22 protein-coding genes are annotated in these 22,338 nt (G+C 65.8%); 9 read left to right on the top strand and 13 right to left on the bottom strand.

From position 1 onward, the window contains the following. Positions 1-11: 11 nt before the first annotated feature. Complete coding sequence (locus G4Z14_RS06065) at positions 12-809, bottom strand: amino acid ABC transporter permease (protein WP_164623979.1); 798 nt, start codon at positions 807-809, stop codon at positions 12-14. A gap of 48 nt (positions 810-857) precedes the next feature. Continuing rightward, positions 858-1,643 carry a transporter substrate-binding domain-containing protein gene (locus G4Z14_RS06060; RefSeq protein ID WP_164623888.1) on the bottom strand — a complete coding sequence of 262 codons (786 nt, stop codon included), beginning with the start codon at positions 1,641-1,643 and terminating at the stop codon, positions 858-860. 222 nt (positions 1,644-1,865) lie between these two features. Here G4Z14_RS06060 and G4Z14_RS06055 point away from each other — a divergent pair, with 222 nt between their 5' ends. Then, positions 1,866-2,660: a DODA-type extradiol aromatic ring-opening family dioxygenase gene (locus G4Z14_RS06055; protein ID WP_164623887.1), complete on the top strand. Its 795-nt coding sequence runs from the start codon at positions 1,866-1,868 to the stop codon at positions 2,658-2,660. Between the two features lie 14 nt (positions 2,661-2,674). On the opposite strand, the gene G4Z14_RS06050 is transcribed toward G4Z14_RS06055, so the two are convergent. From G4Z14_RS06050 to G4Z14_RS06020, 7 genes are all read right to left on the bottom strand, one after another. Next, the gene (locus tag G4Z14_RS06050) at positions 2,675-3,049 is read right to left on the bottom strand and encodes a DUF1761 family protein (protein WP_164623886.1); all 375 of its coding nucleotides are present in this window, start codon (positions 3,047-3,049) and stop codon (positions 2,675-2,677) included. 50 nt (positions 3,050-3,099) lie between these two features. Continuing rightward, positions 3,100-4,143, bottom strand: a complete 1,044-nt coding sequence (locus tag G4Z14_RS06045; RefSeq protein ID WP_164623978.1) for a HesA/MoeB/ThiF family protein — start codon at positions 4,141-4,143, stop codon at positions 3,100-3,102. After that, positions 4,140-4,607, bottom strand: a complete 468-nt coding sequence (dut, locus tag G4Z14_RS06040) for a dUTP diphosphatase (protein WP_164623885.1) — start codon at positions 4,605-4,607, stop codon at positions 4,140-4,142. The genes G4Z14_RS06045 and dut overlap by 4 nt, the downstream gene beginning before the upstream one ends. A 104-nt stretch (positions 4,608-4,711) precedes the next feature. Continuing rightward, positions 4,712-5,911: a bifunctional phosphopantothenoylcysteine decarboxylase/phosphopantothenate--cysteine ligase CoaBC gene (gene coaBC, locus G4Z14_RS06035; RefSeq protein ID WP_164623884.1), complete on the bottom strand. Its 1,200-nt coding sequence runs from the start codon at positions 5,909-5,911 to the stop codon at positions 4,712-4,714. Positions 5,912-5,971: 60 nt separating this feature from the next. Next, positions 5,972-6,661, bottom strand: a complete 690-nt coding sequence (locus G4Z14_RS06030; protein ID WP_164623883.1) for an FkbM family methyltransferase — start codon at positions 6,659-6,661, stop codon at positions 5,972-5,974. A gap of 88 nt (positions 6,662-6,749) precedes the next feature. Then, positions 6,750-7,556 (bottom strand): ChaN family lipoprotein, encoded by an 807-nt coding sequence (locus G4Z14_RS06025; RefSeq protein ID WP_164623882.1) that lies wholly within the window; start codon positions 7,554-7,556, stop codon positions 6,750-6,752. Then, positions 7,556-8,431: an RNA polymerase factor sigma-32 gene (locus G4Z14_RS06020; RefSeq protein ID WP_164623881.1), complete on the bottom strand. Its 876-nt coding sequence runs from the start codon at positions 8,429-8,431 to the stop codon at positions 7,556-7,558. Before G4Z14_RS06020 ends, G4Z14_RS06025 begins: the two co-directional genes overlap by 1 nt. A 55-nt stretch (positions 8,432-8,486) precedes the next feature. Here G4Z14_RS06020 and cobU point away from each other — a divergent pair, with 55 nt between their 5' ends. From cobU to G4Z14_RS06000, 4 genes are all read left to right on the top strand, one after another. Beyond that, positions 8,487-9,029 (top strand): bifunctional adenosylcobinamide kinase/adenosylcobinamide-phosphate guanylyltransferase, encoded by a 543-nt coding sequence (gene cobU, locus G4Z14_RS06015; protein WP_164623880.1) that lies wholly within the window; start codon positions 8,487-8,489, stop codon positions 9,027-9,029. A gap of 29 nt (positions 9,030-9,058) precedes the next feature. Continuing rightward, entirely contained in the window at positions 9,059-9,601 is a 543-nt protein-coding gene (locus G4Z14_RS06010; protein ID WP_407703801.1) for a histidine phosphatase family protein, read from the top strand. A 72-nt stretch (positions 9,602-9,673) separates the two neighbouring features. Continuing rightward, positions 9,674-10,537 carry a glutathione S-transferase gene (locus G4Z14_RS06005; RefSeq protein ID WP_164623879.1) on the top strand — a complete coding sequence of 288 codons (864 nt, stop codon included), beginning with the start codon at positions 9,674-9,676 and terminating at the stop codon, positions 10,535-10,537. A 115-nt stretch (positions 10,538-10,652) separates the two neighbouring features. Beyond that, entirely contained in the window at positions 10,653-12,167 is a 1,515-nt protein-coding gene (locus G4Z14_RS06000) for a YifB family Mg chelatase-like AAA ATPase (RefSeq protein WP_164623878.1), read from the top strand. 72 nt (positions 12,168-12,239) lie between these two features. On the opposite strand, the gene gshB is transcribed toward G4Z14_RS06000, so the two are convergent. From gshB to rsmI, 3 genes are read right to left on the bottom strand one after another with little or no spacing between them, the layout of a single operon-like run. Further along, on the bottom strand, positions 12,240-13,184 hold the full coding sequence (gene gshB, locus G4Z14_RS05995; protein WP_164623877.1) for a glutathione synthase: 945 nt from the start codon (positions 13,182-13,184) through the stop codon (positions 12,240-12,242). 60 nt (positions 13,185-13,244) lie between these two features. Further along, on the bottom strand, positions 13,245-13,598 hold the full coding sequence (locus G4Z14_RS05990) for a YraN family protein (RefSeq protein ID WP_164623876.1): 354 nt from the start codon (positions 13,596-13,598) through the stop codon (positions 13,245-13,247). Then, positions 13,595-14,467 carry a 16S rRNA (cytidine(1402)-2'-O)-methyltransferase gene (rsmI, locus tag G4Z14_RS05985; RefSeq protein ID WP_164623875.1) on the bottom strand — a complete coding sequence of 291 codons (873 nt, stop codon included), beginning with the start codon at positions 14,465-14,467 and terminating at the stop codon, positions 13,595-13,597. The genes G4Z14_RS05990 and rsmI overlap by 4 nt, the downstream gene beginning before the upstream one ends. A 93-nt stretch (positions 14,468-14,560) precedes the next feature. Between rsmI and G4Z14_RS05980 the strand changes: the two genes are divergently transcribed. From G4Z14_RS05980 to murJ, 3 genes are read left to right on the top strand one after another with little or no spacing between them, the layout of a single operon-like run. Further along, positions 14,561-15,733, top strand: coding sequence for a penicillin-binding protein activator (locus tag G4Z14_RS05980; RefSeq protein ID WP_164623874.1), 1,173 nt, complete (start codon positions 14,561-14,563; stop codon positions 15,731-15,733). A gap of 23 nt (positions 15,734-15,756) precedes the next feature. Beyond that, complete coding sequence (locus G4Z14_RS05975; protein WP_164623873.1) at positions 15,757-18,525, top strand: [protein-PII] uridylyltransferase; 2,769 nt, start codon at positions 15,757-15,759, stop codon at positions 18,523-18,525. Next, positions 18,522-20,066 (top strand): murein biosynthesis integral membrane protein MurJ, encoded by a 1,545-nt coding sequence (gene murJ, locus G4Z14_RS05970; protein WP_164623872.1) that lies wholly within the window; start codon positions 18,522-18,524, stop codon positions 20,064-20,066. Before G4Z14_RS05975 ends, murJ begins: the two co-directional genes overlap by 4 nt. Here the strand turns inward: murJ and G4Z14_RS05965 are convergent. Continuing rightward, complete coding sequence (locus tag G4Z14_RS05965) at positions 20,057-20,734, bottom strand: rhomboid family intramembrane serine protease (protein ID WP_164623871.1); 678 nt, start codon at positions 20,732-20,734, stop codon at positions 20,057-20,059. The two genes, murJ and G4Z14_RS05965, sit on opposite strands and share 10 nt — an antisense overlap. Before the next feature lie 82 nt (positions 20,735-20,816). On the opposite strand from G4Z14_RS05965, the gene trpS reads away from it, so the two are divergent. Then, a complete protein-coding gene (trpS, locus tag G4Z14_RS05960; RefSeq protein ID WP_164623870.1) occupies positions 20,817-21,860 on the top strand; it encodes a tryptophan--tRNA ligase in 1,044 nt (347 codons plus the stop codon). The last annotated feature ends 478 nt before the right edge of the window (positions 21,861-22,338 follow it).

Genomic DNA, 22,338 nt, shown 5'->3' with positions numbered 1-22,338 from the left:
CCTTTGGGGGGTCAGCGCTGATTGCGCGCGCGCAGGCGTTGCTCGATTCGGCGCAGGATCAGGCTGAGGGTGATGGTCATGGTCAGATAGATCAGGGCCGCGACGTTGTAGGTTTCGAAATAGCGGAAGTTGCCGGCGGCCGTGACCTTGGCCAGCTGCGCGACATCGGTCACGCCCAACACGGCGACAAGCGAGGAATCCTTCACCATGGCGACGAAATCATTGCCAAGGGGTGGCAGAATGAGCCGGAATGCCTGAGGAAATGTAATATGGCGAAAGCGCTGCCAGCCATTCAGACCCAAGGCCTGCGCCGCCTCGATCTGGCCTTTGTCCACCGCCTGCAGGCCAGCGCGGAAGATCTCAGCGAGAAAGGCGGAATAGGCCAGCATCAGGGCGATGACGGCGCGGCTCAGCAGCGGGAAATCTCGGGTCCGAAGCGGCGACAGGCCAAGCGGCTCCAGTGCCTGATTGGCCAGCCAGACGAGGCCGGGGGCCAGCACGAAGGCGACATAGAGCAAAAGCACGATGATCGGCACGCCGCGCATCACCTCGATGTAAAGCCGGGCGATCTGGCGCAGGATCAGATGGCGCGACAGCGTCATGACGGCCAGCCCAAGCCCGATGATGCAAGCGCCGAGATAGGCCACCACGGCGACGCCGATGGTGATCCAGATGCCTTTCGACAGGGCCGAGAGGGCGGCTGAATAGACTTCGGAGGTGGCGATCTGGAAGAACAGGAATGCCCCGCTCAGGGCCAGGATCACCAGCCACCAGGGGAAATCATCTTCGGGTCGGGCAGAGGGGGTCATGCGGGAAAGCGGCGGCCCCGCCCCAAAGGACAGGGCCACCATGAGAGGTCATTCGCCCATCTTGTAGTCGACGAACCATTTCTGGTTCAGCGCGTCCAGCGTGCCGTCGGCTTTCATCGCGGCAATGGCGGCGTTGATCGGGGCGACAAGTTCAGAACCTTTCGGGAAGATGAAGCCGAAATCCTCCGAGGCAAGCGGCGCGCCGATAATCTTCAGCCCGCCGTTTGAGGCCGCCACATAGCCATTGGCCGCCGTGCTGTCCGACAGCGTCAGATCGACATCGCCCGCTTTCAGTGCCTCAAGCCCCGCGCCGAAAGTCTCGAACTTGATGACGCGGGGGTTTTCCTCATTGCCATCAAGGATTTCATAGATCGCGGCATAGAAGGGGGACGTGCCGGGCTGGGCGGAGATCAGCAACTCCGGAATCGCTGCGAAAGACGCGGCATCAGTAAAGCGGGCCTCGTCGCCGCGCACGATCATCAACATTTCCGACCGCATGTAGGCGTCGGAGAAATCGACCTTCTCCTTGCGCTCGTCCTTGATGGTGATGCCGGTCATGCCAATGTCATACTGACCTTCCGACACCGCCGGAATCATCGCATCCCATGACGTGTTCTCATATTTCACGGTGATGTTGATACGCTTGGCGATCTCGGCCATGACATCATATTCCCAGCCCACCGCGGCACCGGACTTGTCCAGAAACTGTAAGGGCGGATAGGCGTTCTCGGTCACGACGACCACGTCCTTGCCGTCAAGGTTCGGCAGATCCTGTGCCGAAACGGCGGTGGCCAGCATTGAAAATCCCGCAAGGGCGGCGGCGGCAAACTTCATCTGTAAACTCCTGTCTCGACGTGATGGCGGACTATGGCAGCGCCGCACGCCGGGGCGCAAGAGGGGGGCGCCGACCGCCCCATCCATTCGCACAAACACACCGTTTCATGGTGAAGAATTTTGCAAATTTGCACAAGACTTCCCCCATTCCCCGCCACTTCTTTCCGTTGCGAGAATCTCCCGCCAGCCCCATCTTTCTCCCAAGCGAACAGGAGAGCCGACATGACCCGGATGCCCACCTATTTCATCAGCCATGGCGGCGGCCCCTGGCCCTGGATGCCCGACTGGCGCGCGATGTTCAAAAATCTGGAGGCCAGCTTCGTGCAGATGGTGAAAGACCTGCCCGAACGCCCGAAGGCCATCCTGATGATCTCCGGCCATTGGGAAGACGACAGCTTTGCCGTGATGACCAGCGCCAACCCGCCAATGGTCTATGACTACCACGGCTTCCCGCCCGAGACGTTCCAGATCGTCTATCCCGCCCCCGGCGCCCCCGATTTGGCGCAGAAGGCGGCCGACCTCATCAAGGCGGCGGGCCTGCCGGTGCGGCTGGATGCCAGACAGGGGTTCGACCATGGCTGCTTTGTTCCGGCCTATGTCATGTATCCCGATGCCAGCGTGCCGGTATTCCAGATCAGCCTGCAAAAGGGCTATGATCCGGCGCGGCATGTCGAGCTGGGCCGCGCGCTCGCGCCCTTGCGCGACGAGGGGGTGCTGATCGTCGGCTCTGGTCTCAGCTATCACAACCTGCGCCTGTTCGGGCCGGGCGCGAAAGTGCCGTCCGAGGCCTTCGATGCCTGGCTGAAGGACGTGATGGCCAAACCGACCGCCCAGCGCACCGCCGATCTGATCGACTGGGAAAAGGCCCCCTACGCCCGCACCTGCCACGCGCAGGAGGACCATTTCGCCCCGATCTGGGCCGTGGTCGGCGCGGCGGAAGCCGATCCCGCCCGCATGGTCTATCACGACACCGGGCTGTTCGGCGGGGTTACAGCGTCAAGTTACCGTCTGGGGTAGGGCAAGGTTCCCCCTTACAAAAGCCCCTGCGCCAGAAGCATCAGCACGCCGGAAGCTGCCCAGCTTCCGGCGTCAATCGCGCGGCTCGCCGGCCCCAGCTTCTTGAAGGCGTTGTTCGAATAGCCCATCACGATGAAGGCGATGACCCCAAGGATCAGCGGCCCCGTCATGCCGCGCGCCACCATCACGCCCACGAAAACCGAATACAGCACCAACCCGACCACCAGGCTGCCAAAGGCCGCGCCCATCGGATCACCCGGCTGATGCCTGACCCCGGCAGAAGCACTCCATGCCGGATAGAACCCTTTCGGCCCGTAGTAAAACCAGCCAAAGCCGAAGGACAGGACGAAGCCCAGCCCCACGGCCAGCCAATTCACCCCTTCAAACATGTGAAACCCTCCCTGTTCGCAGCCTGAGCTTACACGTTTGTCTGCCGGCGTCAGGCCTTTCCTGCGCAGACCGGACAATCCGGGCGTTTCTTGACACCGATCACCCGCGCCTCGGCATAAAGCGCGTCGAAAATCATCAGCCGCCCGCGCAGCGCTTCTCCTGCGCCGGTCAGGTGCTTGACCGCCTCCATCGCCATCATCGCACCAATGATCCCCGGCAAGGGCGCAGCCACCCCGGCTTCGGCACAGGTCGGCACCATGCCCGGCAAGGGACGCTCGGGAAAGACGCACTGATAGCAGGGGCCGCCGCGCGCCGGATCGTAAAGCGCAATCTGGCCCTCCCACTGGGTGATGGCCGCCGATATCAACGGCTTGCCCAGATCGGCACAGACCCGGTTCACCAGATAGCGGGTGTCGAAATTGTCGGTTCCGTCCAGGATCAGATCATACTCGGCAATCAGCGCGGCGGCGGTTTGCTCCTCCAGCCGCCGCTGATAGGGCCGCACCGTGATGAACGGGTTCAGCGCCCGCATGGCGATCTCGGCCGACTGCACCTTCGGCAGACCGATGCGAGCGTCGGCATGGATGATCTGGCGCTGCAGGTTCGATCCTTCGACCACGTCGGCGTCGATCACCCCGATCGTTCCCACCCCGGCCGCCGCAAGATAGAGCAAGGCGGGCGAGCCCAGCCCGCCGGCCCCGACCACCAGCACCTTCGCCGCCTTCAGCCTTTGCTGCCCCGGCCCGCCGATCTCGCGCAAGAGGATATGGCGGGCATAGCGGTCAAGCTCGGCGTCACGGAACGCTCCGTCCTGCACCGGCTCCCGCACCGCCAGTGGCCGGGCGCGGTCGCGCAACAGGCGCAATCCGAAAACATAGCCCGCAACCAGGACCCCGCCCCCGCCAAGCACCAGCCAGACCCTGACATCCCCGCCGATGGCAAGCCGAACCGCATGCCCCTCCGGCAGCACCAGATGCACCAGAACCACCGCTGCCCAAACCGCCCCCAGAACCGCCAGACGCCGGACAACCGGCACCTCCATGACCCAGCCCAAAGCCCAGATCCCAAGGCCCAGAGCGATCACCAGCATCAGCGTGTCCCCGTCGAGCCAAAGCCGCCCTGGCCGCGCGGCGTGTCGTCCAGATCCGCCACCAGCGCAAAGCCCGCCTGCACCACCGGCGCCACCACGCATTGCGCGATCCGGTCGCCATGGCGCACCACATAGGGCGCCGCCCCAAGGTTGACCAAGGCCACCCCCAGCGGTCCGCGATAGTCGCTGTCGATGGTGCCGGGCGTATTCGGCAGGGTGATGCCATGTTTCAGGGCCATGCCAGAGCGCGGCCGGATCTGCATCTCGAAACCCACAGGAATCGCCACCCGCAGCCCGGTCGGCACGATCGCCCGCTCCATCGGCTGCAGGACAAAGCCCGCCGCCCGCATCTCGACCGGCAGATTGGCGCAGATGTCCGCCCCGGCACTGCCCACCGTCTGATAGGCCGGCAACGGCACCGCAGGGTCCGCCCCGTCTTCCCGCATCACCCGAACGTCAACTGCCATTCATCTGTTCCCAAATATCCCCGCCGGAGGCGCACATCTGCGCCAGCACTCCCCTTCGCCAGATCGCCCCGGAATTCGCACGAATTCCGGACAAAATTCCTGCTTCAGGAATTTTGCAGCGCTAGGGCAATGCGGTCTGCAAGTTTCTTCGCCACCTGATCCTTGGCCATGCGCGGCCAGGCCTCTGCGCCCGCGGCCGAGATCAGCACCACCGCATTCTCGGTCCCGCCCATGATCCCCGTCGCGGGCGAGACATCGTTCGCCACGATCCAGTCACAGCCCTTGCGCACCCGCTTGGCGGTAGCATGGTCCACCACCTGCTCGGTTTCGGCGGCAAAGCCTATCACCAGCCGGGGCCGCGTCGGCCCTTTCGAGACGCTCGCCAGTATGTCGGGGTTCTCGGCAAACTCCAGCGCCGGGGCCTTGCCCGAGCCGTCTTTCTTCATCTTCTGGCCGTTCTGGTTGGCCACCCGCCAGTCTGCAACCGCGGCAGTCATCACGGCGGCATCGGCGGGCAGCGCGGCCTCGACCGCCGCCAGCATCTCGCGCGCCGTCTCCACCCGCACCACCTGCACCCCCGCCGGTGGCGGCACAGTGGCTGGCCCGGTGACAAACGTCACCTGCGCCCCAAGATCGCGCAGCGCGGCGGCAATCGCAGTGCCCTGCGCCCCGGACGAGCGATTGGCGATGTAGCGCACCGGGTCGATCGGCTCATGCGTCGGACCCGAAGTCACCAGCACATGCCTGCCCTTCAGCGGCCCGTCCGCCAAGGCGGCGTCAATGGCCGCAAGGATCGTCTCGGGTTCGGCCATGCGCCCCGGCCCGAATTCGCCGCAGGCCATCTCGCCGTCCTCCGGCCCGACAAAGCGCACGCCATCGGCCTGCAGCACCGCCAGATTGCGCCGGGTTGCCGGATGGTCCCACATCCGCACATTCATCGCCGGCGCCATCAGCACCGGGGTATCCGTCGCCAACAAGAGCGTCGAGGCCAGATCTTCGGCCCGGCCGGTGGCAAGCTTCGCCATCAGATCCGCCGTTGCCGGGGCGACAATCAGCAGATCGGCGACGCGGCTGAGCTGGATATGGCCCATCTCGGCCTCATCCGTCAGGTCGAACAGCGCCTCATGCACCTTTTCACCGGCAAGTGCCGCAACCGAGAGCGGCGTGACAAATTCTGCCCCTGCCCGCGTCAGCACCGGCGTCACCGCTGCGCCTGCGGTTTTTAGCAGCCGGATCAGCAAAAGCGATTTATAGGCCGCGATGCCGCCGCCGATCACCAGAAGAATGCGCTTGCCGGCCAGCATGGGGGTCTCCGCTCAGGGTCGGCCCACGTTAGGGCCGGGCCGGGGCGAACTCAACCCGGCTCAGGCAATGCCGGCCAGATCGACAAGGCGATCATTGATGAAAACCGGATTGCAGCGCCGCAGGACCGGGCGCCCGCCCAGCTTGAACTCCATCATCTGTTCAAACAGGTAGAACAGCAGGAAGCCGCGTCTTGTCAGGAAAGAGGACAGCGCCTCGAATGGGACATGCGTCTTGTTGTAGGGGTTCATCCCGGCTTCGACCTGCACGAAATCCACCCACTTCAGCAGGGCACCAAACCCTTTCAGCACCTCCAGATCGTGACCTTCGGTGTCGATCTTCAGATAAGAGATCCGGCGGATGCCGTGGCTGTCGCAGAAATCCGCGCCGCGCAGGATCTGCACAGTCTGGGTGGTGGTGGCCTCGGCTGCGGCCGCGGGTTCGGCGACGATCCGGTTCTGCACCGAATTGGCCAGATCCGTCATCTCTGCCGCCCCCGAATGGCGGCCAAGGCCGAGGTTGTGCGCAGTCACCAAAGACAGGTCGCGGGTCGCCTCGCACAGCCGCGCAAAACTGCGGGGTACGGGTTCAAAGCTGTGGATCCGGGCGTCGGGCCAGCCTTGGGCAAATTCTCGGGCAGATTGGCCCACGTTGGCCCCGACATCGAACACCACGTCCGCGCGCCAGTCCGGCAGGCGCCGGGCGATGAGCTGTGCCGGACTGGCGGGGGGCGGGCGGTGCCGGGTGGCCATCTTGCTCCACGGTTTCAGGGATGGTGCTGCGGCCCATCGGTCTGCAGGTTTGCCGATAAGCCGGTTCCGCGCAAGGCGGATTGCCGGATCAGCCCCGAAACGCAGCGCAGGGGTCGTCGCGCGGCGCGGGCGGGGTGACAAGCCAAAGGTCAAAGGGCGGGGCGTCCGGCACCATCGCTTCGAACTGGCCGATGGACAGCAGCCGCAACTCGGGCGCGACCCGGGCCAGCGGCACGGGCAAGCCCTCATCCTTGCGCGCATGGCCAGTGCCGGTGATGACTGCAACCGGGCCGCCGGTCTCGGCCATCGCCTGCACGACAGCGCGGGCCAGAACCGCGTCGCGCAGGCGCTGCACCGCCACCATGCCGGGCAGCAGATCGGGCGGCAGCGCGTTGCAATGCGCCGCAAGCTGCTCGGCCTCGCGCTGCGCCTGTTCGGTGGCGGCAAGCGCGGTGGTCAGGCCATAGGCCGCGGCGCCCTCGCCGAACTGGGCGGCGATGCCGGTGTCAAAAGCCCTGCGCGCGATGTCCCGCGACACCTCCGCGCCGTAAACCCGCGCGGCGGGAGCGGCAGCAAAGATCGGGTAATACAACGAGAAATCCGGCCATCCGGTCGCATCCCAGCCCAGCGTGGTGGCAAGTCCGGGTGCATCGGGCAGGACTGCGGGCATCCGCGCCGCCGCCTCTGGTGACACCATCTCGAAGACCAGCGCCTTTGGCTTCAAGGTGGCCACTGCCCGGGCCTGATGGGCGTGATGGGCCGGGTTGTCGTGGGTTTCGCCAAGGATCACCACGTTGACCCCCGAGAAGATCGTGGGGTCGTCCAGCGCCTCGAGCGGGATTTCTTTGGCACAGGCCGGGGTGGCGAGCGCCAGCAGGAGCGCAAGAACTTTCATCACAGAAAGTCATGCACCCCGGCGCTGTGGGTTTCAAGGTGGCGGCGCAGCTTGGCATAGGCGGCGGCCTCAAGCTGGCGGATGCGCTCTTTCGACAGGCCCAGCTCCAACCCCAGCGATTCCAGCGTGCGCGGCACATCCCGCAGGCGGCGCTCTGTCACGATGTAGCGCTCGCGGGGTTTCAGCGCCCCCAGTGCCCCGGCCAGCCAGTGGCGCAGCTGCGCCCGGTCATGGGCGGCTTCCACCGCCTCTGCCGCCTGCATCGCATCGTCCTCAAGCACGTCAATCCACTCGCGCCCGTCTTCATCACTGACTTGTGGCGCGTTGAGCGAGGCATCCATGCCGGAAAGCCGCCCCTGCATCATCTGCACCTCGGCGAGTGTCACGCCCACCTCGTGCGCCACCCTTTCGCGCAGCTGGTGCGGATCAAGACTGCCGCCCGCCGCCTCGGCTTCGCGCGAAAGCTTGGCCTCGACCCGCCGCAGGTTGAAGAACAGCGCCTTTTGCCCGGTGGTAGAGCCGGTGCGGACCAAGGACCAGTTGCGCATGACATAATCCTGCACCGAAGCCTTGATCCACCAGACCGCATAGGTCGAGAATCGAACCCCGCGATCGGGATCGAACTTTTCGGCCGCCTTCATCAGGCCAAGGCTCGCTTCCTGAATCAGGTCGTTCATCGGGGCGCCATAGCGACGGAACCGGCAGGCCATCGAAATCGCCAGCCGCATATAGGCCGTCACCAGCCGGTGCAGCGCGGCGGTATCCCCGTGGTCGCGCCAGGCGCGGGCAAGGGCGGCTTCGGTCTCGGCATCCAGAAGTTCGGCTGCGCGCGCTTGGCGGGGCAGCGTTTGATCGGTATATCCATCGAGAGCCATCGCCGCCTCCCCCTTCTGGCCAGAGCGACTTCTGGAACTTATACGGACCAACCGCGTGACCGGATCACCCCCGCCCTTCCCGAAATTTTCCCTGATAGTCGGCGGCGCAAGGTCCGGCAAATCGCGGCTCGCCGAGCGGCTGGCACATGCGGCGGGCCTGCCGCGGCATTATATCGCAACTGCCGAGATTTGGGATGAAGAAATGCGGGCGCGGATCGACCGGCATGTTGCCGACCGCGGCACCGGTTGGGTGACGCATGAGGCGCCGCGCGATGTGGCGGGCGCCTTGGGCCGCGCGCCGGGTGTGGTGCTGCTTGATTGCGCAACGCTGTGGCTGACCAATGTGATGCTGGGCGGCGACGACATTGCGACCGAAACCGCCGGGCTGATCGCGGCTATTGCCACGCACCCCGGCCCGGTGATCGTGGTGTCGAACGAGGTCGGCTGGGGCATTGTCCCCGACAACCGCCTGTCCCGGGATTTCCGGGACGAGCAGGGCCGGCTGAACCAGCGTCTGGCCGAGGCCGCCGATCTGGTGGCGGGCGTCATGGCGGGGCTGCCCTTGGTGCTGAAAGGCCAGATGCCGGTGCTGCCTTGAACCGGGGCGGGACCTGTCGGGTCTGGCTGGTGCGCCACGGGCCAACCCACGCCAAGGCCATGGTCGGCTGGACCGACCTGCCCGCCGATCTGTCGGACCATGCCGCACTTGCGCGGCTGAACGCGCACCTGCCGGACGTGCCGGTGATCTCTTCGGACCTCAGCCGCGCGGTGGCGACGGCCGACAGGTTGCAGGCGCGTCCCCGCCTGCCGCATGACCGCGACTGGCGCGAACTGCATTTCGGCGCCTGGGAAATGCGCAGCTTTGCCGAGGTCGAGGCCGAAAGCCCCGACCATATCCGCGCCTTCTGGGAAACCCCTGGCGATGTCAGCCCTCCGGGCGGCGAAAGCTGGAACGCGGTCACGGCCCGCGTGGAAACTGCCTTGCGGCGGCTGGCCCACCTGCCCGAGGTGATCGTGGTTGCCCATTTCGGCGCCATTGTCGCGGCGATCCAGCACGCTGGCGCCATGACCCCGACCGAGGCCTTCTCGCACAAGATCGACAACCTGTCGGTGACCTGTCTGGAGTTCGGCGCCGCGCCAAGAGTGATTTCCGTCAATCACATCCCGTGATGGGCTTGCGCACAAATCGGCGCTTTTCCTGATATCTGCGGTGTGCTTCCTTGCCGCGAAAGGAGACGCCCAATGACCTATGATCTTGTGATCGGAGACCGCGCCTATTCCTCGTGGTCCTTGCGTGGATGGCTGCTGTTCGATGCCTTCGGCATCCCGGTGAATTTGCACCACGCCCGACTTTACACCGACGAATTGCCAAACCTTCTCAAGGCCTTCCACCCGGGCAAGACCGCCCCCACCATGCGCACGCCCGACGGGGTGGTGGTGCCGGAAACCATCGCGATTGCCGAGGAACTCGCCAGCCGCCATCCGGAGGCCGGGCTTTGGCCCGCCGATCCCCGGGCCCGCGCCGTGGCCCGCGTTCTGGCCGCCGAAATGCACGCGGGGTTCACCGCCCTGCGCAGCCATTGCCCGATGAACCTGCGCGTCAGCTATACTGACTGCCTGCCGCCGGCCGAGGTGCTGGCCGATCTGCAGCGGCTGGAGACGATCTGGGACTGGGCGCGCGAACAAACCGGCGCAAAGCTTTGGCTGGCGGGGGATTATTCCGCCGCGGATGTCTTCTTTGCCCCGGTTGCGACCCGGATCGCCACCTACAACCTGCCGGTCTCGCCCCGCGCCATGGACTATGTGCAGGCTCATCTGGCGCACCCCTCGTTCCGCCGCTGGCGCGCGATGGGTCTGGTCGATGGCGCCGATCAGGACTTCTACCGCCGCCCCTATCCGCGCCGCCCATGGCCCGGCCCGGTGCCTCTGGCCGCCCGAGCCGTCGAGGGGACCGGGGCCGAGAACGCAGCCTGCCCCTATTCCGGCAGGCCGGTGACCCATGTTCTGGATCTGCAGGGCCGGCGCATCGGCTTTTGCAACGCCTTCTGTCGCGACAAGACCGTGGCCGATCCGGAAGCCTGGCCCAGGTTCATGGCGCTGGTCTGATCCGTCTCATCGCTCCGTTCCGGTCGCTTTTCGCAGACCGGAACGGCGCTCCGAGGCGTGTTAACCCTTTGCTAACGCTGTCCGCCTATCCGTTAACCAGACGAACGGAGGCAATATGGTCGCGCGGGCCTTTACGGTGGCATTCGAAGGCGTCGAGGCGCGGCTGGTCGAGGTGCAATGCGCGCTGTCTCCCGGCATGCCATCGTTCTCGCTGGTCGGCCTGCCCGACAAGGCGGTGAGCGAAGCCAAGGAACGGGTGCGCGCCGCGATGAACACGCTGTCCATCGCGCTGCCGTCGAAACGCATCACCGTCAACCTCTCGCCCGCCGACCTGCCGAAGGAAGGCAGCCACTTCGACCTGCCGATTGCGCTCGCCCTGCTGGCGGCGCTGGAGATCGTGCCGAAGGAAGAGGTGGAGGCCACGATCGCGCTGGGGGAACTGTCACTGGATGGCCGGCTGATCCCGGTCATCGGCGCGCTGCCGGCGGCGATGTGCGCGGCGGAAGAGGACAAGTCGCTGCTCTGCCCGCGCGCCTGCGGTGCCGAGGCCGCCTGGGTCGGCGCGGCCGAGGTGCTGGGGGCCGGCAATCTGCAGGAAGTGGTGCGGCATTACACCGGCCAGGTGCCGCTCATGGCCGCCGAAGCGGGCGAAGTGACGCGGGCCGCAGGCGGCCGCGACCTGCGCGACGTCAAGGGACAGGAACGCGCCAAACGCGCGCTGGAAATCGCGGCGGCGGGGCGGCATCACCTGATGATGATCGGCACGCCGGGCTCGGGCAAGTCGATGCTGGCAGCACGGCTGCCGACAATCCTGCCCCCGCTGTCGGCAGCAGAAGCCCTTGAAACCTCGATGATTCACTCTCTGGCAGGGCTCCTCAGCGAAGGCGGCATTTCGCGCAACCGCCCGTTCCGCGAACCGCATCACACTGCCTCGATGGCCGCGATCGTCGGCGGCGGCAAAGGGGCGAAACCGGGAGAAATCTCGCTGGCCCATAACGGGGTTCTGTTCATGGACGAATTCCCGGAGTTTCCCCGCGCCGTGCTGGAAACCCTGCGCCAGCCGATTGAAACCGGCGATGTGGTGGTCGCGCGCGCCAATGCCCATGTGCGCTATCCGGCGCGGTTCCTACTGGTGGCGGCGGCCAACCCCTGCAAATGCGGCTACATGACCGACCCCGCCCGCGCCTGCGCACGGGTGCCGGCCTGTGGCGAGGATTATCTGGGCCGGATTTCCGGCCCGCTGATGGACCGCTTCGACCTGCGGGTCGAAGTGCCCCCGGTGGCCTATACCGACCTTGACCTGCCGCCCTCGGGCGACACGTCAGCCGAGGTGGCGGCGCGGGTGGCGGCGGCGCGGACGGTGCAGGCCGAACGGTTCAAGGACCACGCGACAGCCCGCGTCAACGCCGACCTCGAGGGCCCGCTGCTCGAGGCCGCCGCGGCCCCTGACGCCGAGGGCCGCGCGCTGCTGGCCCGGGTGGCCGAACGCTTTGGCCTGTCGGCACGCGGCTATCACCGGGTCCTGCGGGTTGCACGCACGATTGCCGATCTGGACCAAAGCCCCGATGTCCGCATGCCTCATGTCGCCGAAGCGGTCAGCTTCCGCCTGACCGTCGCAACCAAGGGCTGACGTGATCTCGTCGTCGACGTCGTCGCTCCTCGGGAGGCCCGCGACGAGAAGCCGAAGGCGCCCGAGGAGGGGTCACAACCCGCGCTTGGCCTCGATCACCTGCCAGATACGTTCGGCCGTATTGGTGCCGTCAAATCGCTCGAGCTCCTGAATTCCGGTGGGCGAGGTGACGTTGATCTCGGTCAGCCAGTCGCCGATCACGTCGATGCCGACGAAAACCTGCCCTTTTTCCCGCAGGACCGGCCCGATCCGCGCGCAGATTTCCAGATCGCGCGGCGTCAGGCCCACCTTCTCGGGACGCCCGCCGGCATGCATGTTCGACCGGGTTTCGCCCGCCTGCGGCACCCGGTTGATCGCCCCGACCGGCTCACCATCAACCAAGATCACCCGCTTGTCCCCCTTCGACACATCGGGCAGGAACTTCTGCACGATCATGGGTTCGCGGCTCATCCCGGTGAACAGCTCGTGCAGCGAGGCAAGGTTGCGGTCGTTCGGGTCCAGCCGGAACACCCCCGCGCCTCCATTGCCATAAAGCGGCTTCAGGATGATGTCGCCATGCCGCGCCTTGAAGGCGCGGATGGCAGCCAGATCGCGGGCAATCGCGGTGGGGGGCGTCAGATCGGGGAACCGCAATACCAGCAATTTCTCGGGACTGTTCCGCACCCAGAACGGATCGTTCACCACAAGCGTCTTCGGATGGATCATCTCCAGCAGATGCGTCGTCGTGATGTAGCCCATGTCAAACGGCGGATCCTGCCTCAGCCACACGACATCGAAGTCGCCCAGATCCACCTCGGTCTCCGGCCCATAGCTCACATGGTTGCCCGGCTCGCGGCGCAACTCGATCGGATAGCCCCGCGCCATGACTCGCCCTTCGACAAAGGCCAGATTGTCGGGTGTATAGAAGAACAGCGAATGCCCGCGCGCCTGTGCCTCCAATCCAATCCGGAATGTCGAATCGCCGTTGATGTTGACCGACCCGATCGGGTCCATCTGCAAGGCAACCTTCAGGCCCATGGCGCGCTCCTTCGTTGAACGTGCCCTTTGTGGCGCATGACCAGCGGAGTTGCAAACCCCTCAGGCCGCGAAGGCGTTTTCCAGAATTTCGATCCGGCCCTGCCCGTCCACCAAGGCCACGTCAAAACGCACCGGCGTCAATTGCCCCGCGGGTTCACCCCCGATGAATTCGGACGCGGCGCCGTAAATGCGCGCCATCTGGCGTTCGGTCAGATGTTCGGCGGCCATGGCATGGGTCTTGCTTTGCTTGACTTCGATGAAGATCACCTCGGCCCCGTCGCGCGCCACAAGGTCAATCTCACCCGCCGAACCGCGCCATCGCCGGGCACAGATCTGCCGACCGGTCCGCTCATAGACCTGTTCGACAAGGTGTTCCGCCGCCAGCCCCGCGTAATAGGATCTTGCCCCGCTCATGCCTTCCCCCGTGCCAAAGCCATCTGATACACCTCACGTCGCGGCAGGTTGAACGCCTCGGCCACCGCCGCCGCGGCATCCTTGACCGTCATGCTGGCCAGAGCCCTGTCCAAAGCCGCCTCCACCGTGGCTGCATCCGCCGCAGCCTTTTCGCCGCGCCCGATCACGAGCACGATTTCGCCTTTCAAGTCACGCCCTGCGCAGACCTGCCGCACCTCGGCAACTGTGCCGCGGATCACCTCTTCGAATCGCTTGGTGAGTTCGCGGCAGAGGGCCATCTTGCGCCCTTCCCCCAGAATCTCGCAGCAATCTTCCAATATTTGGTTAATCCGCTTCGGGCTTTCATACAGCACCAGCGTCGAGGCGATGGGCGCAAGCTCTTGCAGGAAGCTGCGGCGGGCGGATTTCTGGCTTGGGGCAAAGCCCGCGAACAGGAAGCGGTCGGTGGGCAGGCCCGCAACCGTCAGGGCGCAGATCGCGGCCGAGGGGCCGGGGGCCGAGGTGACGGTCAGGCCTTCGGCGATCACTGCGCGGGCAAGCGGAAAGCCGGGGTCCGACACCATTGGCGTTCCGGCCTCGGAGGCATAGGCGACCGATTTTCCCGCCGCGATGGCCTGCAGCACGCGCGGGCTGACCTGCGCCTCGTTGTGGTCGTGGCAGGCGATCAGAGGCCGGTCCCCAAGTGGAATGCCATGGATCTCCATCAGGTGCCGCAAGGTTCGGGTATCCTCAGCCGCCAGGACATCGGCTGAAGCCAGCACATCGAGCGCCCGAAGCGTGATGTCACGCGCCGTTCCGATGGGCGTTGCCACCAGATAAAGCCCGGGCGCGAGCGGGCTGAGCTGATACGCCGAATTGCCGCCTGCCATGGCCTGCCCCGTCCTCTTTGCGTTTACTTCCCGGCACGAAGGCCTTAGGTTCGGCCTTCATGTAGCCAATCCTGTCTGGTGGGGAATTCACTGATGTTGTCTGTTTTGCGCCGGGCCCGCAAGTCATTGGGCCGATTTGCCATCCTCGCCACCGCACTTGCCGTTTCGGCCTGCGTGCCGGGCACCGGACCCGGGCCTTCGACGGGCAGTGGCAGCGGCAAGGTTCAGGTGGCATTGCTGGTGCCGGGCGGGTCAGGTCAGGCCAGCGACGCAGTCCTGGCCCAGAGCCTTGAGAACGCGGCGCGGCTTGCCATTGCCGACCTGAAGGGCGTCCAGATCGATCTGCGGGTCTACAACACTGCCGGCTCGCCGGCGCTGGCGGCCGCCGAGGCCCAGAAGGCCGTGGCCGAGGGCGCGCAGGTCATCCTCGGGCCGGTTTTCGCCCAGGAGGCCAATTCCGCAGGCGTCGCTGTCGCTGCATCCGGCGTCAACCTGCTGTCGTTTTCCAACAATCCCGACATCGCGGGCAACAACGTCTTCGTGCTCGGCTCGACGTTCGACAACACGGCAAGCCGTCTTGCCGCCTATGCCGTGCGCCAGGGCAAGGGCAAGATCATGGTCGTCCACGACCGCAACACCGCCGGAGAGCTGGGCAAGGCCGCCATCGACCGCGGTGTGCGCGCGGCGGGCGGTTCGGTGGTTGCGGTCGGCAGCTATGAATTCTCGCAAAATGGCGTCGTCGGGGCGGCGCCGACCATCGTCCGGACCGCGCGGGAGACCGGGGCGCAGTCGATCTTCCTGACCGCCGACAGCGCGGGTGCGCTGCCGCTGGTCACCCAGCTGCTGGCCGACAATGGCCTGTCTTCGGCTGATGCCCAGTTCATCGGTCTGACCCGCTGGGACATTCCCACCGCCACGCTGGGCCTGCCCGGCGTCCAGGGGGGCTGGTTCGCCCTGCCCGACCCCGCGCTTTATGCCCAGTTCCAGAGCCGCTACAGCGCCGCCTATGGCGAAGGGCCGCATCCGATCGCGGGCCTTGCCTATGACGGCATCGCGGCGGTTGGCGCGCTGGCCCGGACCGGCCAGAGCGGCCCGCTGACCAAGGCCGCGCTGACGCAAGGGGCGGGATTTGTCGGCGTCAATGGCATCTTCCGGCTGCGCGAGGATGGTCAGAACGAGCGCGGTCTGGCGATTGCCCAGATCAAGGGCGGGCAGGCCACGATCGTCGATTCCGCGCCGCGCAGCTTTGCCGGCGCCGGCCTCTGATCACGATTGCCGGGGTTGAGGAGATGAGCGATTTGCCCGCCTCGCAGCCCCCGGCAGTGGATCCGCTGGTGCCGCCGTCCGCGCATGTCGACACCGCCGCCCTGATCGCTGCAATCAGGGCCGATCTGACGGCGGACACCGAGCCGCGGGCGGCACGCGCCGTGGCCGTGCGGCATCTTGCGACGGCGAAGGCCAGCAGCAACACGGCCCTTGCCGCGGCGTTCACCGCCTCGCCGCTCAGCGCCCGCGCCTTGGTGGCGGCGCAGGCCCGGTTGACCGACGGGCTGGTCGAGACCGCCCTTGCCGTCGCGCAACACCTGCATCCGCTGCCGAACCCGACCGAGGCCGAGCGCATCGCCGTGCTGGCTGTGGGCGGCTATGGCCGGGCCGAGATGGCGCCGCATTCCGATGTGGACCTGCTGTTCCTGACGCCGTGGAAGATCACCCCCTGGGCCGAGGCGGTGATCGAATCCATGCTCTACATCCTGTGGGATCTGAAGCTGAAGGTCGGCCATTCCAGCCGCACCGTCGCCGATTGCCTGCGGCTGGGGCGCGAGGACATCACCATTCGCACCGCGCTGCTGGAACACCGCTTCATCGCCGGCCACGCCCCCTTGGCAGCCGAGCTGGGCGACAGGCTGTGGTCCGATCTGTTCAAGACCACGGGCCGCGAGTTCATCGAGGCCAAGCTGGCCGAACGGGCCGAGCGCCACAAGCGGCAGGGCGGCCAGCGCTATGTGCTGGAGCCGAACGTCAAGGAGGCCAAGGGCGGGCTGCGCGATCTGCAGACGCTCTACTGGATCGGCAAGTATCTGCACCGCGTGCCTTCCTCGGCGGGGCTGGTCGGGGCGGGGCTGCTGACGGCCGAGGAATATGCCCAGTTCGAGCGGGCGGAAAATTTCCTCTGGGCCGCGCGCTGCCATCTGCATTACATCGCCGGCCGGCCGGTCGATCAGCTGACTTTCGACATGCAGGTCGAAGTGGCCGCGCGCATGGGCTATCGCGATGCGGGCGGGCGCCGGGCGGTTGAGCATTTCATGCAGGATTATTTCCGCCACGCCACGCGCGTCGGCGAGTTGACCCGGGTGTTCCTGACCGAGCTGGAAGCCCGCCACGCCAAGCCCGAGGCCCGGCTGAAAGGGTTCTTCACCCGCAAGACCGTGGCCAGGGGCTACAAGCTGGTGCAGGGCCGGATCGACGTGGCCGATGCCGGCAAGTTCCTGTCGGACAAGCTGAACCTCTTGCGCGCCTTCGAGGAGGCGCTGCGCTCGGGCTATCTGTTGCACCCCAACATCATGCGGCTGATTGCCGCCAATCTCGATCTGATCGACGACGAGATGCGCGACGACCCCGAGGCGCAGCGGATCTTTCTGGATCTGATGCTGAAGCACGGCAACCCCGAGCGCGCCCTGCGGCGGATGAACGAGCTTGGGGTTCTGGCAGCCTTCATCCCCGAGTTCGAGAACATCGTGGCGATGATGCAGTTCAACGTCTACCACCACTATACGGTGGACGAACACATCATCCAGACCATCTCGACGCTGGCGCAGATCGAGCGGGAGGAACTGGTCGAAGACCTGCCGCTGTCGTCCTCGATCCTGAAGGCGGGGGTGAACCGGCGGGTGCTTTATGTCGCGCTGCTCTTGCATGACATCGGCAAGGGCCGGCCCGAGGACCATTCGATCATCGGCGCACAGCTGGCGCGGCGGATCGCGCCGCGGCTCGGGCTGGACGAGGAAGAATGCGAGACCGTCGAATGGCTGGTGCGCTATCACCTGCTGATGTCGGACATGGCACAGAAGCGCGACATCGGCGACCCGCGCACGGTGCGCGATTTTGCCAAGGCGGTGAAGACGCGCAAGCGGCTCGACCTGCTGACGGTGCTGACGGTCTGCGACATCCGCGGCGTCGGGCCGAACACCTGGAACAACTGGAAGGCCATGCTGCTGCGCCAGCTTCATGGGCTGACCACCGATGCGCTGGAAGGCGGGCTGGAGCATATCAACCGCGAGAAGCGCGAGGATGAAGCCAAGGCGGCGCTGCGGGCGCGGCTGACCGACTGGGACGAGGCGGCGATCCGGCATGAATGCGGCCGGCATTACGCGCCCTACTGGCAGGGCCTGACGACCGAAACCCAAGAAGTCTTTGCCCGGCTGTTGCACGGCCTGCCAGACAACGAGATCCGCATCGACCTGCACCCGGAACCGGCACGCGACGCCACCCGCGCGGCCTTTGCACTGGTCGATCACCCCGGCATCTTCAGCCGGTTGGCCGGGTCTTTGGCGCTGGTGGGCGCGAATGTGGTGGATGCCAAGACCTACACGTCCAAGGACGGCTATGCGACGCCGGTGTTCTGGATTCAGGACGCCGAGGGCAAGCCCTATGACGTGGAACGCCTGCCGCGCCTGACGCAGATGATCGACAAGACACTGAAGGGCGAGGTCGTGGCGCGCGAGGCGCTGGCGGGGCGCGACAAGGTGAAGAAGCGGGAAAAGGAGTTCCGCTTTCCAACCCATGTCACCTTCGACAACGAAGGCTCGGAAATCTACACCATCATCGAGGTCGACACCCGCGACCGTCCCGGCCTGCTGTTTGACCTGACCCGCACGCTCGCCGTGAACAACATGCAGATTTCCAGCGCCGTGATCGCCACCTATGGTGCGCAGGTGGTGGACACTTTCTATGTCAAGGACATGTTCGGGCTGAAACTGCACGCCAAATCGCGGCAGGAAGCCCTGGAAAAGAAGCTGCGACAGGCCATCACCGAGGGCGCCGAAAGGGCCAGCGCATGAGCGGCGCGGGACGGATGATCCGCAATATCCTGACCTTGGGCCTGTGGACGCTGGTGTCGCGCGGGGCTGGGCTGGCGCGCGACCTGATGATGGCCAATTACCTTGGCGCCGGCGTGGTGGCCGATGCCTTCAACGTCGCCTTCAGCCTGCCCAACATGTTCCGCCGCTTCTTTGCCGAAGGCGCCTTCAATCAGGCCTTCGTGCCGATCTATGCCAAGAAGCTGCAATCGGGCGAGGATGCCGAGACCTTCGCGCAAGATGCCTTTGCCGGCCTCTCTGCCGTGCTGCTGGCCTTGGTACTGCTTGGCACGCTGGCGATGCCGGGGCTGGTGTGGGCCATGGCCTCGGGCTTTGTGGGCGATGCGCGCTTTGACCTTGCCGTCAGCTTCGGCCGCATCACCTTTTGCTACATCTTCTTCATCTCGCTGTTCGCCATGCTGGCAGGCGTGCTGAACGCCCATGGCCGCTTTGCCGAGGCCGGTTTCGTGCCGGTGCTGATGAACCTTGTCTTCATTGCCGCGATGTGGCTGGCGGTACTGATGGGCTGGGACATGGGCACGACGCTGGTCTGGACCGTGCCGGTTACCGGCATCGCACAACTGGCCTTCACATGGCGGGCAGCCGTGCGGATCGGGTTTGTGCCGCATTTCCGCCTGCCGCACATGACGCCGGACCTCAAGCGCCTGATGATTACCGCGCTGCCGGCGATGCTGGCGGGCGGGGTGGTGCAGATCAACCTGCTGGTATCGCGGCAGGTCGCCTCGGGCACCGAGGGCGCGATTTCCTGGCTGGTCTATGCCGACCACCTTTACCAATTGCCCTTGGGCGTAGTGGCGATTGCAGTCGGCACTGTCCTGTTGCCGGAGCTTGCCCGCCGCCTGTCCGCAGGCGATGCGGTTGGCGGTCAGAATGCCTTCAACCGCGGCGCCGAGTTTGCGCTGGCACTGACGCTGCCCTCGGCCATGGGGCTGATGGTGCTGGCCCATCCGATCATCGAGGTGATCTACCAGCGCGGCGCCTTTGACGCCCATGCCACGGCGAACACCGCGCTGGCGCTGGCGATCTATGCCGCGGGCCTGCCGGCCTTCGTGCTGCAAAAGGTGCTGCAACCCTTGTTCTTCGCCCGCGAGGACACCCGGCGGCCGTTCCGCTATGCCGTCTGGTCGATGGTGACCAATGCCGCGATTGCCATCGGGCTGTTGCCCTTCATCGGCTTTGCCGCCGCCGCGCTGGCCACCACGCTTTCGGCCTGGATCATGGTCGGACAGCTTTGGTGGGGCGCCCGTGCCATGGGGCCGGAGGCGCGCTTCGATGACCGGCTTCTCATCCGCCTGCCGCGCATCCTTATGGCCTGCGCGGCGATGGTCGCGGTGATCTGGGCCGGGGCAATGCTGCTTCAACCTTGGCTGCAATCGCCGGGCTGGCGCTATTTCGCGCTGACCGGGCTGATCGGCTTTGGCATTGTCAGCTATTTCGCCAGCGGTTTCGCCCTTGACGCCTTCAGGCTGGACGAAGTGAAGGGCCTGCGCCGTCAGCGCTGACGCAGGCGGTCCATCAGCCGGGGAATGCCGCCGGGCACCACAAGAATGGTGATGGCAAACCCCGCCGCGAACCCGGCAAGGTCGGCAACCCAATCCATGCCGCCTCCGAAGAACACCCCGAAGATCAGTTGCGCCACCATCAGCAACCCGATCATCGAAAACGCCCGGTATTCGCGCCCCGACCCGGCAAGGCGCAACCACATCAGATAGGTGAAGGCCCCGACAAGGCCGTAGTCCCCCGGATAGGCCCCGAACAGCGGCACGCGCGAGGCGACCAGCCCGTAGGCCAGCGCCCCGGCGACGGCGGCGCCAAAGAACGCCGCCAGCACGGCCCAGAACCGCAGCACCTCGCCGACGAACTTGCCAAGGGCCAGAAGGATCACCACCGCAAAGGCAGTATGGGTCAGATTGCCATGCACAAAGGGATAGGCGATGAACCGCGCCATGTGTTCGGCCGGAAAGCTGTCCAGCGACCACATCTCGCGCCAGAGATCCGGCACGAAAGCCGCCTTGGTGATCGCCTCGATCCGCCAACCCACGGCCTCGGGTCCACCGGCAATCCCCGCCTCGCCGATCTGCAACACGATCTCGAGCGCGATCATCGGCAGGGCAAGCGCCCAGACCACCGGCGGCAGCGGGTTCAGGGGCGGGGCGTTGTGGTCTTGCATCGATCTCTCCAGCGGGGTTCATTGACGCCCCCTGCCCCGAGCGATAAGCCGAAGCGGCAGAATTTTCCAGATGGAGTCCCCGATGTCCGAGCCGGTCCAAACGCCTCAGACCCAATTCAAGCCCCGCATTTTTTCCGGCATCCAGCCTTCGGGCGGCTTGACGCTTGGAAATTATCTCGGAGCGCTGAAGCGGTTCGTTGAAAAGCAGGATGAGGGGATCGAGACGATCTATTGCCTCGTCGATCTGCACGCCATCACCGTCTGGCAAGACCCCGACAAGCTGCGCCAGCAGACCCGCGAGGGCGCGGCCGCCTTCATCGCCGCCGGCATCGACCCCGCGCGCTCGATCCTGTTCAACCAGTCGCAGGTGACGGCCCATGCCGAGCTGGGTTGGATCTTCAACTGTGTCGCCCGCATGGGCTGGATGGGCCGCATGACTCAGTGGAAGGACAAGGCCGGCAAACATGCCGAAGCCGCCAGCCTTGGCCTTTTCGCCTATCCCTCGCTGATGGCGGCCGACATCATGGCCTATCACGCCACCATGGTTCCGGTGGGCGAGGACCAGAAACAGCACCTGGAGCTGACCCGCGACATTGCGATCAAGTTCAACAATGACTTCAAGGTCGATTTCTTCCCGGTGGTGGAACCGATCATCGAAGGCGCCGCGACCCGCGTGATGTCCCTGCGCGACGGCACCAAGAAGATGTCGAAATCCGACCCCTCGGATCAAAGCCGCATCAACCTGACCGACGATGCCGACCAGATCGCCGCCAAGATCCGCAAGGCCAAGACTGACCCCGAGCCGCTGCCGGAAACCGTCGACGGCCTGAAGGATCGCCCCGAGGCGCGGAACCTTGTGAACATCTACGCCGCACTTGCCGGGCATACGGTGGACCAGGTCATCGGTGATTTCGCGGGTGCGCAATTCGGCACATTCAAGCCGGCGCTGGCCGATCTGGCGGTGGCGAAACTGTCGCCGATTACCACCGAGATGAACCGGCTGATGAAAGACCCCGCCGAGATTGACCGCATCCTGGGCAAGGGCGCCGAGCGCGCCGAGGCGATCGCCCGTCCGATCGTGGATCAGGTCTATGACATTCTGGGCATGATCCGCTCGCGCGGGTAAGGGGCTTCGTGGCGAAGCGGGCGGGTCGCAACCGGCCCCTGACCCCGACTGCCACGGAATCGTTTCGCTCCCGCCTCAAGCTGCGGGCCGAAGCCCCCCCGGAGGTCATCTGCCCCCTCTTGCGCCCCCGCCCGCCGGGGGCGTTCCTTTGTGAGGGGATGGGGGCGCTGGAAGCCCGCCCTGCGGTGTCGCGTAGCGCGTGCCGGCGTCGGTCCGTGCAGGGTGGGCAAATTGCCCAGCTTGTCCGGCGGCTGTCACGGAATCGAGTCATATCCCCGGCATAGTACAGGGCGAAGCTCACCCCGAGCTTCGTCTGTCCCCTCTTCGCCCCCGGCAAATCCGGGGGCTTCTTTTTGACTTGGCCGGCAAAATGCGCGGCCTGCCCGGCAGGCTGACGGGCAAGCGGGCCGCTTTCCGGCATCCTGCCCGCCGCCCCTTTCGCGCGCTCCGCAGTCCTGCTTAACTCCGTGCCAGATCA

Origin of the sequence: Tabrizicola oligotrophica (genome assembly GCF_011008935.1) — a bacterium.
Lineage (GTDB): Bacteria > Pseudomonadota > Alphaproteobacteria > Rhodobacterales > Rhodobacteraceae > Tabrizicola_A > Tabrizicola_A oligotrophica.
The sequence above is the reverse complement of the archived record's forward strand: the minus strand, read 5'-3'. Positions and strand labels throughout refer to the sequence as shown.